Here is a 15,272-nt window from a genome sequence, read left to right as displayed (position 1 = left end):
TAAAAGACCACATTGGAGTCTTAATTTAAAAACACCTAATTTTATACATAACAAAAAATCCTGTGAAGCTAGCTTCACAGGACTAAATTAAATATCGTAAAATTGTCAACCTATTTTAGGACGACTCATTCCATTCGGAAATGAAATTAAAAAAATGAAGAAATATAAAATTACATATTACTATGATGCCCTATGTGGATGGTGTTATGGATTTAGTCCGGTAATGAATAGAATCTACATGAAATATAAAGAAAAAGTAGATTTTGAAATACTAAGCGGAGGTTTATTTATTGGTCATAGAGTAGGGGCAATTAATGAAATTGCACCTTATATCAAAGAAGGAGCCTATAAAACAGTAGAACAGAGAACAGGGATAGAATTTGGAAAGAAGTTTTTAGAAAATGATGTAATGATACTGGACTCTTTGCCTCCAGCAATTGCCCTTTGTATTATAAAAGAGAATTATCCAGAAAAAACAATAGAATTGTCACAGGTGCTACATAAAGCTATTTATTTTGATGGGATAGACCCAAGCGATATTGGTATGTACTCGACTATTTTACAAGGAATTGGTGTAAATATTGAAGATCTCAATTTAAAGATGAGAGACGAAAAATATATAAAAATGGCCCAACAAGAGTTTACATATGTTGCTTCCCAAGAAGTTGGAGGATTTCCATCTGTAGTATTAAAAAATGGTACAGATGATATTATTCTATCCAGAGGATATGTTGATTTTGATATGCTTGATACAAAGTTAGACCTGATAATACATTAAATGACTCCAGCACAAATTTTTAATCGTAGAACTTTTTTTACAGATTGCATGACTTGTTTTTTATAGTCAGGATTGGTTTTTGTTTCTGCAAGAATAGCATTAATCGTTTTTATTTCATTTTGTGGCATTAGGATCAAGTCACAACCAGCTTTAGAAGCAAGTAAAGGTGCGTTATCTAAAATTGTGACCGCTTTCATAATATTTAGTGCATCAGAAATGACAATACCTTTAAATCCCATTTTTTCTTTTAGAAGGCCAGTAATAATTTTTCTAGAACAGCTAGAGGGCAATCCATCGGTGCCATATTCTGTATTATTTTGTATTGTAATATGTGCGACCATAATAGAAAGTACTCCATCTGCTATAATTTTTTTATAATTATCTACTTCCTGTAAAGGTCCGTCTATATATACACTCTGTTTATGTGTATCTCCTTTTACAAGACCATGACCAGGGAAGTGTTTTGCAGTAGCAATAATTCCTCCTTCCTGAGTACATCTTATAAATTGATTTGCCAGATTAATTACAGAATCTTTATTGCTTCCGTAGCTTCTGGATTTGATAGCCTCGTTATTTGGACTAATATCCAAAACAGGGGCATAGTTATGATGGACTCCAATATCTCTAAGTTCTTGGTTGATAATGCTAACAACAGAATCTGATTGAGTATCATTTTTAATATCAATAGTTTTACCTACGTCTTTGGCTCCTTTAATTCTACTGGCAAACAGACTTGGCTCTGCATCCATACTAAACAGTAGTGGTAGGGTTTTATTTTTTGAGGCAATAGCATTAAGGGTATTTATGTTCTCGGTATGCTTTTTCTTACTGCCTTTTAAGAATACTACACCACCAATAGCATCCTGTGACGCTAACTTTTGAACAGTAGCCTCTGATTTGCCTAATTCTCCAGCAGAAGTTATGATCATTTGCGCCACTTTTTGTCGATCACTAAGTACATCGAATATAGAATCAACAGTACGATCTAATTCTATATTATTAGTGTAAAAGTCCTGTAAACCAAATTTTGGTATTTCCTGGGCAGAAGTCTGTATAGTTATAAGCCCAAAACAAAAAGCAAATCGAAAAAAATAATTCATAGTATATAATTAAGCAGGTACTTTTGATTTGTATTTAACATTCTATGGGTACACCATCTAGTTGCCCCCATTCGCTCCAGGAACCATCATATATGGATACTTTATGATATCCCACAAGTTCTGAAGCTAACATAAGTATACAAGCGGTGATTCCTGATCCGCATGTAAAGATCAGTTTTTTATTTTCAATAGAAAAGGGTTTTAATATTTCTAATAATTCTGAAGTAGGTAGCATTTTACCATTGTTAAGCACTTTGGTGTAATGTAAATTGATAGAATTAGGGATGTGACCTCCTTTGAGACTCTTTCTTGGTTCAGGCTCGACACCTGTAAACCTACCAGGAGAGCGAGCATCCAGAATTAGAATGTCATTATTATTCATTGCATTTACTATGGCGTCTGCATCCTGAATTAGATTGGGAACTAAAGTGGCTTCAAAATTTCCTGATGCTGTAATCTTTATTGAGTTTTCCTCGGGTTCACACGGTAATCCTGCTTTTTGCCAAGAAGGTAAACCACCATCAAGCACTGCTACAGCATTATGCCCCATTGCTTTAAACATCCACCATACTCTGGGGCTAGAATAGATCCCTAATTTGTCATAGATCACAATTTTATGATGAGAGCTAATCCCTAATGCTCTACAAGCTTCAGAAAATGTTTCTGGAGAGGATAGCATGTTAGGGATGTTAGTATTTGTATCAGAAAACGTGTGTTTAATATCAAAAAAACGAGCATTTTTTATATTTACATTCGGTTTTTTGATAGTATCATGAGAGGTTACCTTTTTGATGGTAGCATCAAGAATTATTAAGTCTGGATGATCTAAATGTTTAGAGAGCCAACTAACAGAAACAAGAGGTGTTGTGATTTCTAAGTTTTTCATTGGTTTTTACGAGTCAATATGAAATTTATCAAGTAATCGATTCGATCTATGTTGTATTTTTTTTCTAAAATATGAAGTACCCCCTAAGACTTTCCCCTTCCAACCCATAGCTTGAGAAGCCCATTGTTTTAAACTAAAATGATCTACATGCTTTATAATCTTACCATCTTTAAATTCAAAATAAGAATTTACTCTATTAAGAACGGGTCTTTTTCTATCACCAAAAGTATATCGCGCTTCCCAGTATGCAGATCCTTTTTGATCTTCAATTTGTATATCAGAAAATTTTGCAGTCAGGTCTTTTCCATTCTCACAAAGCCAATACCAAACTTTTTTAGCTTTATCAGGCTGTAATTTCCCAAAAATAGGATCTTCAAAAATGATTTCATCATGATAGCATGACATCATCAGATCGACATTATGATCATTTAGTGAAGTATAAAAAGTTTTGATAAGCTCTTTCATGTTTTTGTATTACGATCGGGAAGCTATAAATTTATCGAGCATTCTATTTGTCTGTTGTATGAGTTTTTTCTTAAAAAAACCTGTGCCGCCTAGCAAGTTTCCTTTCCAACCCATAGCTTGAGAGGCCCATCGATGTAGACTAAAATGATCTATATGCTTTATGATTTTACCATCCATAAATTCGAATTGAGCATCGATTTTGTTATGAACAGGTCTACCAGTTTTACTAAAGGTATACCAAGCTTCCCAGTGCGCTTTCCCTGTGTTTTCATCTGCTTCGACTTGAGAAAATGCAATTTTGAGATCTTTTCCATTTTTACAAAGCATTCTCCACATGTTTTTTGCCCGATCACTTTTTAATTCTCCAAAAGCAGGATCTATAAAAATGATATCCTCATGATAGCAAGAGATCATAGTATTAGCATCGCGATTATTTAAGGCTGTGTAGAAAGTTTCAATAAGTTCCTTCATAGATTGTATAGTAAAAATAGGAGCTATGAAGATAAGAATAATTAATCTAGCTTATCCGCGAGTTTCTTAAATACTTTTTTGGGATTTTTATTTTCATATAATACAGCATGAACAGCATCAATTATTGGTGTTCGAGTGGTTTTTGTAGCATCAAGTTCATATGCCGTTTTTGCAGCATAATATCCTTCGGCAACCATATTCATCTCCATTTGGGCACTTTTTACAGTATATCCTTTACCGATCATATTACCAAACATTCGATTACGAGAGAACGTAGAATACCCCGTTACTAATAAATCTCCCAGATAGGCCGAATTATTAATATTACGTTTCATTTTATGTATTTTTTTGATAAAACGTTTCATTTCACGAATCGCATTACTCATTAAAACACTTTGAAAATTATCGCCGTATCCAAGTCCGTGTGCAATACCAGCAGCAACAGAATAAATATTCTTTAATACAGCGGCATATTCTGTACCAATAATATCATCACTTACTTTACATTTGATATAGTAACTGCTTAGATGATTGGCCATGATTTTGGCTTTTTCTTCATCATTAGAGGCAATCGTTAGATACGATAAACGCTCTAGTGCTACTTCTTCTGCGTGACATGGTCCTGTGATTACACCAATATTGTTAAAAGGAATTGCATATTTATCATGAAAATGTTCTCCTACAATTAATCCGGTTTCGGGTACGATTCCTTTAATGGCAGAAAAAATAACTTTATCTTTTAGAGAAGAAGTAAGTTTTTCGAGTTCACTATGTAAAAATGCAGAAGGGATTGCAAAAATCAAATAATCTGCATTTACTACTGCTTCATTAATATCATTAGTTAGATTAAGTTGTTCGGTTTTAAACTCTACAGAACTTAAATAGCTAGGATTATGTTGCTGTCTTTTGAGATGTTCTATTGCATATACACTTCGCATATACCAACCAACTTCATTTAGATTTTCGGTAAGCATTTTCACAATAGCAGTTGCCCAACTACCACCACCTAAGACTGCAAATTTCGGATTTTTTTCCATAAAAAAGATTGAGGCGTCAAAAATAAGGAAAATACATTTCAAAATAAAAGCTTGATAATCAATTTATTATAAGTTTGGCACATGTTTTGGTTCTTCATAAATGAAATTGAAAACACACAGCTTATGAAGACGTTAAAATTACTTTCGGTTATTTTTTTAGGTTCAATGGTACTAACTTCTTGCGTTGCAGAGGTAGTTGTCGAAGAAGATGTTTATATAGAAGAACCTGTAATTAGTTTGAATACTGTATTGAGCTCTTATGAGATTTGGTATGTAGATATCGAACGTACAAAAGGAACGGGTGAGATCCCATTTTTACAAAAGGCATTTACAGTTTCTTTTAGGAACGGAACATTTTTTGCCAATAATAACTTGGTAGGGTTAGGAAATAATGGAAATGGCTTTGGATTGGATGTTGGCTCTTACGATACTTTTCGAATGAATTTGGATATTGCTCATGATATTGATGGAGTGTATGAGCTTGAAGTTACGCAATTTGCAGACGATGAGATAGAAATATACGATAGAGTCACAAATACAAGTTATTACCTTGTTGGTTATCAGCGTAATGGTTTTGATTATGATCAAGTGTTTTATGATAATATTCATTATTTCCTTCAGGAATATGAAACATGGGAAAAAATATTTACAAGTGAGTTTGGGGTATTGAATGAGTTTGATAATGAAAATTATTTAAAGTTCGAATATTTCGGAGCAGGAGAAAATTTTAAAAGTTCTGAGGATGTAAATGGAATTCCGATTAATGATATCTTCTACGATTATAGCGGTCATTACGAGATTAATGACATTATTAACACTTTAGATAGGAAAACTTTAACACTTGATTACGATTCTCCGGACAATGAATTCTTTGAATTATCCGTTATCAATGACAACAAGATAGAATTGTTTCATCCAAGTTCTGAAACTGTATACCGATTTGTGGGTAGAGGACATATACAGTTTAAGAGTGCTGAGAAGGGTAAACCTACTCAGAATGAGAGAAAAAGAATTAAAAAAGCTGACTTTATGAAGCTTACAAAATAAAAAGTAAGGTTAGCACTTAAACAATATTAAACTTTTTGGTTGGTTATTTAGTTGGGAATCGCTCTACAAGATAAATCTTGTTTGAGCGATTTCTTTTTTAGGTAGATATTCTATAATTATAATTTAGAGATAACCAAAAATCATATCTACTGAATTGAATATAAAAAAACCCACCGATGAAATCACGATTTTTAACTTCCTTTATTGCGATTATTTTAGTATTGTAAACAATTATTCCTAATATGAGGGTAACAATTACCTGTCATAAGACATTTATTTTTAGTAATAATCAAAAAATAATATGAAAAAAATAAAACTATTTATCGCTTTTACTGCAATCACGTTCGGATTACACGCACAAAATATCGATTTAAATAATAGTACAGATTATATAAGAATCCAAAAAAATGGAGAATCAGATTTTTCGAGAGCATTTGGAATTAATTCATCTAATCATATGTACATTGGAAGTGTTGAAAAAACGATTGGAAATATTTTTTTCTATAATAAAGGAGCAGGTCATTTAATGACAATTAACCCTGAAGGAAAAATTGGCATAGGAACAACATTCACGGGCAATGGATTACTGACCTTGAATGGTGACGACATTAATTTATTAAGGTTAGAAAATGACGGCCCAGGTAAAGAAGCTACTTTAAGATTTCGCTCAAAAAGTAATACAGGAGGTACATTACATTCCGATATATCGTTATATACAACTGGAAATAATCAAGGTTATTTAGGATTTAAAGTACCTCATAACAATACTACTAATACAGGTTACGATATGATTATTAATCATAGTGGAAATGTAGGTATTGGAACTATTAATCCTGAATCTTGGAGGCTCGCTGTTAACGGTAAAATTAGAGCAAAAGAAATCAAAGTAGAGACTGGTTGGTCTGACTTTGTTTTTTATGATAACTATAAACTTCCAACACTTAGTGAAGTAGAAAGTCATATTAAACAAAAAGGACATTTAAAAGATATTCCAAGTGCCAAAGAAGTTGAAAAAAATGGAATCTTCCTTGGAGAAATGGACTCGAAATTACTCCAAAAGATTGAAGAACTTACTCTTTATACAATTCAGCAACAAAAAGAAATAGAGGAGTTGAAGTTACAGAACAAAAAGCTTCTGGAATTACAATCAAGACTCGAAAAACTGGAATCAGAAAAGTAAAAAACTACAAATAAATAAGGAAGAATAATCATGAGGTTCTGTAAGGGCATTTTGCTTCATTGCTCTTAATCAATTTTTTTTAAACTTTTCATCCCAATTCCGTACTTTTATATTCCTAAAAAAGTAGCATATATGGCAATTCAAAAACCGTTCAACCTTAATCAGTGGATTGAGGAAAACAGAGATACATTAAAACCTCCTGTTGGGAATAAAAACTTATATAAAGAAGCTGGTGATTACATCGTAATGATTGTTGCTGGACCTAATGCCAGAAAAGATTATCATTATAATGAGACAGAAGAACTTTTTTACCAATTAGAAGGTAATATCGAAGTTCATATTCAGGAAAATGGAGAAAAGAAAACAATGAGTCTTGGTCCAGGAGATATGTATTTACACCCTGCCAAAGTTCCTCATTCTCCGGTTCGTCATGAAGGGTCAATTGGTTTGGTGATCGAAAGAAAACGAGTAGATCTAGAAGCAGAAGATGGGTTATTATGGTTCTGCGACAATTGTAATTCAAAATTACATGATGTTTATTTTAAGCTTGATGATATCGAAAAGGATTTCTTAAAACATTTCAAACATTTTTATGGAGATGAAGATTTAAGAACTTGTGATAATTGTGGAACTATAATGTCTGTGGACAAACGATTTGTATCTGAAGAATGAGAAGTCAAATTTATTAGGCTTCCTGTGTTTTATTATTAATTTGATTTTTTTGAAACCTTTTTTTTGAAAAATCATTCAAAATCAACTTTAGAATCGACCAAAATTTAATTTATCTGTAAAAGACAGTATCTTTACCTTTTCAAAAAGCAACATATCATGGCAACAGCAATATTAGATTTCGGAATTGAAAAAGCACTGGAGCAATTAGGTGTTTCAAATCATAATAAAGGAACATCTACAGGTTCTGATTGGTTCTCTTCCGAAGAGAAAATTTCATCATATTCTCCGGTAGATGGTGAGTTAATAGGTACTGTAGAAACTACTACAGCTGCAGATTATGAAAAAGTAATTCAGACTGCAAGTGAGGCCTTCAAATCATGGAGGGTTATGCCGGCGCCTCAACGAGGAGAAATTGTACGACAGTTTGGTGAAGAACTACGAAAACTAAAAGAGCCTCTTGGGAAATTAGTCTCTTATGAGATGGGAAAATCATATCAAGAAGGCTTAGGAGAAGTTCAGGAGATGATCGATATCTGTGATTTTGCAGTGGGATTATCACGTCAGTTACATGGATTAACGATGCATTCAGAACGTCCGGGACATAGAATGTATGAACAATATCACCCTCTTGGGATTGTGGGAATCATTTCTGCATTTAACTTTCCAGTGGCAGTATGGGCATGGAATACAGCTTTAGCTTGGATATGTGGTGATGTGTGTGTTTGGAAACCAAGTGAGAAAACACCACTTTGTGGTATCGCTTGTCAGCACATAATTGCAAAAGTCCTAAAAGAAAATAACCTTCCAGAAGGAATTTCTTGTTTAATCAATGGAGATTATAAGGTTGGAGAAATGATGACTAAGGATAAGAGAGTTCCTTTGGTTTCTGCAACAGGATCTACCAGAATGGGTAAAATAGTAGCAGCTACCGTAGGAGAACGTCTTGGAAAATCACTTTTGGAATTAGGAGGAAACAATGCAATTATAGTAACGCCTGATGCTGATATTAAAATGACAGTAATTGGTGCTGTTTTTGGAGCAGTAGGAACTGCAGGGCAGCGCTGTACCTCTACACGTAGATTAATTATTCATGAATCTATTTATGATAAAGTAAAAAATGCAGTTGTTGATGCTTATGGACAATTAAGAATAGGTAATCCATTAGATGAAAATAATCACGTAGGACCACTTATTGATAAAGATGCTGTAAAAGGATATCAAAATGCACTAGAAAAAGTAGTAGAAGAAGGAGGGAAAATCGTAGTCGAGGGAGCAGTGCTTTCTGGAGAAGGATATGAGAGTGGCTGTTATGTAAAACCAGCAATTGCAGAAGCCGACAATTCTTTTAAAATTGTACAACATGAAACCTTTGCACCAGTATTATACCTTCTTAAATATAGTGGCGATATCGAAAATGCAATTGATGTTCAAAATGGAGTAGCTCAAGGGTTATCCTCTGCGATTATGACCAATAACTTAAGAGAAGCAGAGCGCTTTCTTTCTTATGCAGGATCAGATTGTGGTATCGCAAATGTAAATATAGGAACATCAGGAGCAGAGATTGGTGGTGCTTTTGGAGGTGAGAAAGAAACAGGTGGAGGTCGTGAGTCGGGATCAGATGCCTGGAAAGTCTATATGCGTCGTCAAACCAATACTATAAATTACACTACAGAATTACCTTTGGCTCAAGGAATCAAATTTGATTTATAGCCGGATATTTTATAATAATATAGTAAAAAGCACTCCATACACGGAGTGCTTTTTTGTTGATCATTTTCTATTTAGTAACTTCATAAAAACAAATGGGTTTATTATGAAAAGAAGAGAATTCACTAAAAAATTAGGGGCTAGTGCGGGACTATTAGGAATTTCTGGTATTTATGCTTGCAATACAGAAACAAGTGTATCCAAACAAGAAAAGGAACTTGATTGTCCTCCAGAATTTAAAATTACTCCAGAATTATCAAAACAAATGTATGATCGTGCACTAGAAATCACAAAAGCAAAAGTGAGAGGCGGAGATACCGAAGAGTTTTTTAAAAAACCGTTTATAGATGCTGCTTTTTCTAAGAACATCTTCCTTTGGGATACCTGTTTTATGGTATGTTTTGCAAAATATCATTTAGATGAACTTCCCGTTTACCAAGCTCTGGATAATTTTTACGATCAAATGGATGAAGATGGGTATATATGTAGAGAATATCGGCATAATGGATCACCACTTTGGTCAAAGAAACATCCAGTTTCAATAAACCCTCCATTACTGGCATTTGCAGAGCTTGAGATCTATTCTATTACAAAAGATAAAAAACGATTACGGAAAGTATATCCAACGCTGAAAAAGAATTTTGAATTTCTTGTTAAGACTTATCAAACAGAAGATCATCTATTTTATGCCGATACTCTAGGAATGGGAATGGATAACATTCAGCGTTATCCAGAGGGATGGAACAATGATGGAAACGGAATGACACACCACGAACTTGGAGAAAAGATCGGTAAGATGAATCTTAGTAGTGAAGCAAGCTTAACTATGTTTATCACAGAATACCCAAAAACTTTACAAGGAGTATGGAACAAACAAGGAAGACTTGTTGATTTCTCTTGCCAAATGGCTATGCTGGCCGACCAGCTTAAAACTATTGCGGGATTAATTGAAGCCCCGTCTGAAGATATAAATAAGTATACAGAAATTCATAGTATGATTGCTAAAGCTGTCAATGAATATTGTTGGAATGAAGAAGATCAAATCTATTATGATCTGGGTTTTGGAAAACAAATACAACGTAAACATATCGGAATGTACTGGGCACTATTAGGAAAAATTGTTCCTGAAGATAGAATGGATAAATTTCTATCCCATCTCGAGAATCCAAAAGAATTTGGAAGACGAACACCATTACCTGCTCTTTCTGCAGATGATCCTGACTATAAAGGTTGGGGAGATTATTGGCGTGGTGGAGTTTGGGCTCCTACCACCTATATGGTACTAAAAGGACTAACAGTTTGTGGTCAGGATAAATTGGCAAAACGACTGGCTGAAAAAACATATCAATCTATAGCAGAAGTTTTTAAAATGACTAATACTTTTTGGGAAAACTACGCTCCTGATTTGGTTTCTTATGGGATGCCGTCCAAAAATGATTTTTGTGGATGGACTGCATTGATTCCTATTGCAGTATATAAGGAGTATATTTCCTAAAATATTAAAAGAACGCAACCTTAACTTTTAAAATGCATCTTAATATATACAAGTACTATTGTATAAAAATATAAAATAGATGAGGAAGCTTTTATTACTAATTAGTATTATTTTATTGTCTTGTAATGATGATGATAAGACTGAAGATCCTGTATTATGTACATTAGAAGCGAGACCAGGGTTAGAAATTACCGTTAAGGATGCTATGGATGATATTTTCTTGGTAGAAGGGGTAGAAGTAGTAGCAACTGATAATGAATATGTAGAAACCCTTGAGAATATAATAGGTACTAATGTCTTTGTGGGTGCACATGAACGTAAAGGAACATATACAATTGTAGTAAATAAAACCGGATACACTACAAGCACGAACGGTCCTATTATTGTCAACGAAGATATCTGTCACGTTATTACCGAAAGCCTGGAGGTTTTATTAAGAAAAAACCAATAAATTGCTAAATTTCCTTAAATTTTAAGAAAAAAAGTCGAAATTTTACGTTAAATTTGAGGATTACTCACAAATCAGCTTAAAAAAATGAAAAAAACACTATTCTGTCTCAGACGTTCTGTCTGGATGGTTTCAATCGTTGGAACCATTATTTCAGTTAATGCGCAACAGCTTCATACGCAGGCTAATCAAGACAAAAAAATTCAAAAGGGTCATCAACTTTATAAGATGACTAAACTTCATGACAATCTTAAAGGACCTAAACAGGTAGGTGACAATGCCATAGAAAGGATGGAGTATGATTTTGAAAGGTTTAGAAATCCTAATACAAATTCGATTCCTTCTAATATTAAAAGAGCAGAGGATGAATTTTCTAGCAAAATTGCTATAGGAGATGATTCAAAACAATTACTTAACAATGCAGCAAAATCTTCAAATTCGAAGAGCTTTTCGTTTTGGAAAAACAGAGGGCCTTGGAATGTAGGAGGTCGAACAAGAGCATTAGCTATTGATCGAACAAACGAAAATGTAATCCTTGCCGGTGGTGTTTCAGGAGGGTTATGGAGATCTACCAATGGTGGTGAATCTTGGAGAAAGGTAACGAATCGTAGACAATCTCCTAGTATTACTTGTATTGTACAAGACCCAAGACCAGGTCAACACAATACTTGGTATTATGGATCTGGAGAGGATACTGGTAATTCTGCGAGTGCTGGTGGAGCATTTTTTGGAGGTACAGGAATTTTTAAATCTACCAATGGAGGAAGAACATGGAGACTTCTTAATGCTACTAATGATGATGATATTAATACACTCTCAGCTTTTGATATTATAAATTCTATAGACATTAATCCTGTAAATGGAGATCTTTACGTAGGAACATGGGACGGCGTATTTAGATCTCAAAACGGAGGAAGCTCATTTGAAGAAGTATTGGTAGGAGGAAATGATAATAGAACAGAAGTTGAAATTACATCTACGGGTAGAATTTATGCTACAATAAGTTCTGGAGGAGATCCTAATAATGGGTTTTTTACAACAACTGATGGAAATACATGGACAGAAATTACTACTGACCTTTTACCAGCGACTTATGGTAGAACCGTGATGGAAATTGACCCTTCTAATGAAAACATAGTATACTTTTTCACCCAGAATCAGAGCGGGGGAGTGCCAGCATTTTTATTCAAGTATGATGCTACAGCTGCACCAGAAGAAGCGTATACTGATCTAACAGCTAATTTACCTACAACGATAGGTGGAGATGTTGGTAGTCTAAACCTTCAAGGAGGGTATAATATGGTAGTTAAGGTTAGTCCCGCAGATTCTAATTTGATATTTATTGGAGGGACTAATATTTACAGATCTACAACTGGATTTACAACCCCTGCAGGTCAAGAAAGCTGGATTGCAGGATATTCTCCATTAAATGATATTAGTGTATATCCAGATCAACATCCAGATCAGCATGAATTTCTTTTTTACCCTTCCAATCCCAATAGAGTATTATCAGGTAATGATGGAGGAGTATTTGTAACAGAGGATATTACAACTTCTACTTCTGCAGAAGAACCTGTAGATTGGATTTCTTTGAATAACGGATATGTAACTACGCAACCGTATCATGTTTCATTTGATCCGGATGCAAATAGTGATGATTTATTAGCAGGCTTTCAAGATAATGGTACTTGGTTTACAAATTCTACAAATGGAACTGAGCCTTGGGTAGAAGATTTTAGTGGAGATGGGTCGTATAATGCTATCGCAGATGGTGGAAGAACACGATACGTATCTGCACAAAGAGGAGTGGTATTCAGATTTAATTTTAATGAGGCTGGAGAATTTGAATCATTTACTAGAGTACAACCAGCAGGAGCAAGTGGATTTGCATTCGTTACACCATTTATCCTAGACCCTAATAATGATAATATCATGTATATGCCTGTTGGCAATAGAATATGGAGAAATAACGATTTAGATGAGATTCCACTTTTTTCAAATGCAAATACTAATGTAAATTGGGTAGAACTTAAAAACACAAGTGCTCCTGCAGGTTCTAATGTAGTATCGCTAGATGTTTCTAAGTACCCAGTAGCTAATAGGTTATATTTTGGAACGAATAACGGTGGTGTTTATAGAATGGATAATGCAAATCTTGATAATCAAGATGTAATTGATATCTCTTCGGGTAAAGGATTGCCAGAAGGATTTGTGAATGATATTAATGTTGATCCATCTGACCCAGATAGAGTTATCATTACATTTTCTAACTATGGTGTCATAAGTTTATTTCTTACGACTAATGGAGGAGATACTTGGACTAATATTAGTGGTAACCTAGAAGAAAATCCTGACGGATCAGGAAACGGTCCTTCTGCAAGAAGTACTGCTTTTTTTGGAGGTAGTCAAGGCTTTTTTGGAGCTAGATTACAAAAAGTATACGCAGCGACAAGTACTGGATTATATTACACAAATAGATTAAATGGAGAAAGAACACGTTGGATTAAGGAACCCATTGTTATTGGTAATGCTGTTACTGATGAGGTAAAGACTCGTAAAGATGGATTTATTGCTGTATCAGCTCATGGTAATGGATTATTTAGTGCAAAATTCCCGGTGTTTAATGAATTACCAGAAACTACATTAAGTGTTGCATATTTATTAGATGATATTCGAGTAGTAAAAGAATTTGATGAAGCTTTAGAAGATTTAGAAGTAGATGTAACAGATTTGTTTACTAGTTCTAATGGAGCTGCTATTGATATTGAATTAGTGAATTCTAACCCTGAATTGGTAACTGCAACATTAAATGGAAATACAGTTACACTTTCATTTAGTGAAAATATTCCTGAGGTGACTGAAGCTACAATAGGGCTTATTGCAACATCAGGAGAAGAGCGTGTCGCTGAAGGGTTTACAATATCAGTTTTCGAAAGAGGAATCTATAATCAAATAGAAGAAAATGTATCGACATTACCATCTCAGTTCTTTTTAGATTTTGGTGGTTTAGCTCAATCGGCAGATGATTTTAGTATTCCTGAGGGAACCTCATGGACTATTGAGAGAATTTTGACTTTTGGTACTGTAAGAGGAGGGCCTCAATTAACTAGTGCTAATGTTGTGATATATGGAGACAATGCCGGGGTTCCTGGAGAGGAGATATATAGCAGTGGGACAATTGCTCCAATTTCTGATCCTAATGATGCTAATTTAAACTTAGTACTTCCAGAAGCAATTGTATTAGAAGGAGGGAATTATTGGATTTCTGTTTATGTTGATTTAGCATTTTTACCAGATGTGACACAGTGGTTTTGGGCTTCTCAAGAAGGAGGAATTGGCCAAGAATCGCATTTTAGGGATAGTATTGATTTATTTGGGACAGGAGCTACAGACTGGACGTCTGCTTCAGCTGCGCTAGGAAGACCTTTACTAGATCAAATATTTGTAATTTACGGTTCTAATAATGACACTGATGGAACAACAACTCCAGAGGCTGTAGAAGAGCCATTAGCTACTATAGAAATATCGAATACAGTTGCACCAAATCCGTCTACCGATATATTCTCATTTAATTTTAAAGACACTTCATTAAAATCTAATGAAAATGAACCTAGAGTTATCGAAATTTATGATGCTATTGGTAATATGATATATTCAAATAAGAATGCAAGTACTAATGAAATATGGGATGCATCAAATGCAAGATCCGGACTATATTTTGCAAGAGTTACTAATGGTAATACTAAAACTACTCATAAGCTTATTAAAAATTAAGTTTTTAATAATGATAAACTTAAAAGGAGTTGAAAATTTCAACTCCTTTTTTATTTCTATAGAATGAATAAAATACTATATATATTAACCCGTTGTGCATTTAGAAAAAGTTGCGCAAACTGCTAAAAGGCAGTAAATTGTAGTTACGACACTATAATTCATATGCACAACTTTCAAGCAAATTACGATAAAATACTCAAGGTTTTAAAAGG

13 protein-coding genes are annotated in these 15,272 nt (G+C 34.0%); 8 read left to right on the top strand and 5 right to left on the bottom strand.

Features of this window, described 5'->3' with window-relative positions:
• The first annotated feature begins 154 nt into the window (after nucleotides 1-154).
• The gene (locus FOF46_RS28895) at nucleotides 155-778 is read left to right on the top strand and encodes a DsbA family protein (RefSeq protein ID WP_143918934.1); all 624 of its coding nucleotides are present in this window, start codon (nucleotides 155-157) and stop codon (nucleotides 776-778) included.
• Here the strand turns inward: FOF46_RS28895 and FOF46_RS28890 are convergent.
• Genes FOF46_RS28890 through FOF46_RS28870 form a run of 5 tightly spaced genes read right to left on the bottom strand, consistent with a single transcriptional unit; the run spans nucleotide 775 to nucleotide 4,737 of the window.
• Nucleotides 775-1,878, bottom strand: coding sequence for a glycoside hydrolase family 3 N-terminal domain-containing protein (locus tag FOF46_RS28890; RefSeq protein WP_143918933.1), 1,104 nt, complete (start codon nucleotides 1,876-1,878; stop codon nucleotides 775-777). The two genes, FOF46_RS28895 and FOF46_RS28890, sit on opposite strands and share 4 nt — an antisense overlap.
• Before the next feature lie 34 nt (nucleotides 1,879-1,912).
• The gene (locus tag FOF46_RS28885) at nucleotides 1,913-2,764 is read right to left on the bottom strand and encodes a sulfurtransferase (RefSeq protein WP_143918932.1); all 852 of its coding nucleotides are present in this window, start codon (nucleotides 2,762-2,764) and stop codon (nucleotides 1,913-1,915) included.
• Between the two features lie 6 nt (nucleotides 2,765-2,770).
• On the bottom strand, nucleotides 2,771-3,229 hold the full coding sequence (locus FOF46_RS28880; protein ID WP_143918931.1) for a nuclear transport factor 2 family protein: 459 nt from the start codon (nucleotides 3,227-3,229) through the stop codon (nucleotides 2,771-2,773).
• A gap of 9 nt (nucleotides 3,230-3,238) precedes the next feature.
• Nucleotides 3,239-3,700, bottom strand: a complete 462-nt coding sequence (locus FOF46_RS28875) for a nuclear transport factor 2 family protein (protein ID WP_109436140.1) — start codon at nucleotides 3,698-3,700, stop codon at nucleotides 3,239-3,241.
• Nucleotides 3,701-3,741: 41 nt separating this feature from the next.
• Nucleotides 3,742-4,737, bottom strand: coding sequence for an NAD(P)H-dependent glycerol-3-phosphate dehydrogenase (locus tag FOF46_RS28870; protein ID WP_143918930.1), 996 nt, complete (start codon nucleotides 4,735-4,737; stop codon nucleotides 3,742-3,744).
• Between the two features lie 123 nt (nucleotides 4,738-4,860).
• On the opposite strand from FOF46_RS28870, the gene FOF46_RS28865 reads away from it, so the two are divergent.
• From FOF46_RS28865 to FOF46_RS28835, 7 genes are all read left to right on the top strand, one after another.
• Complete coding sequence (locus FOF46_RS28865; protein WP_143918929.1) at nucleotides 4,861-5,784, top strand: nicotinic acid mononucleotide adenyltransferase; 924 nt, start codon at nucleotides 4,861-4,863, stop codon at nucleotides 5,782-5,784.
• 301 nt (nucleotides 5,785-6,085) lie between these two features.
• On the top strand, nucleotides 6,086-6,964 hold the full coding sequence (locus FOF46_RS28860) for a hypothetical protein (protein WP_143918928.1): 879 nt from the start codon (nucleotides 6,086-6,088) through the stop codon (nucleotides 6,962-6,964).
• 132 nt (nucleotides 6,965-7,096) lie between these two features.
• A complete protein-coding gene (locus tag FOF46_RS28855; RefSeq protein ID WP_143918927.1) occupies nucleotides 7,097-7,636 on the top strand; it encodes a 3-hydroxyanthranilate 3,4-dioxygenase in 540 nt (179 codons plus the stop codon).
• Between the two features lie 156 nt (nucleotides 7,637-7,792).
• Nucleotides 7,793-9,346: an L-piperidine-6-carboxylate dehydrogenase gene (gene amaB / locus FOF46_RS28850; protein ID WP_143918926.1), complete on the top strand. Its 1,554-nt coding sequence runs from the start codon at nucleotides 7,793-7,795 to the stop codon at nucleotides 9,344-9,346.
• Between the two features lie 103 nt (nucleotides 9,347-9,449).
• Nucleotides 9,450-10,838: an MGH1-like glycoside hydrolase domain-containing protein gene (locus FOF46_RS28845; protein ID WP_143918925.1), complete on the top strand. Its 1,389-nt coding sequence runs from the start codon at nucleotides 9,450-9,452 to the stop codon at nucleotides 10,836-10,838.
• A 79-nt stretch (nucleotides 10,839-10,917) separates the two neighbouring features.
• A complete protein-coding gene (locus FOF46_RS28840) occupies nucleotides 10,918-11,289 on the top strand; it encodes a hypothetical protein (RefSeq protein ID WP_143918924.1) in 372 nt (123 codons plus the stop codon).
• An 84-nt stretch (nucleotides 11,290-11,373) separates the two neighbouring features.
• Nucleotides 11,374-15,060, top strand: coding sequence for a T9SS type A sorting domain-containing protein (locus FOF46_RS28835; protein ID WP_143918923.1), 3,687 nt, complete (start codon nucleotides 11,374-11,376; stop codon nucleotides 15,058-15,060).
• Nucleotides 15,061-15,272 lie beyond the last annotated feature (212 nt).

Source organism: Aquimarina algiphila (assembly GCF_007489275.1).
Taxonomy (GTDB): domain Bacteria; phylum Bacteroidota; class Bacteroidia; order Flavobacteriales; family Flavobacteriaceae; genus Aquimarina; species Aquimarina algiphila.
The sequence above is the reverse complement of the archived record's forward strand: the minus strand, read 5'-3'. Positions and strand labels throughout refer to the sequence as shown.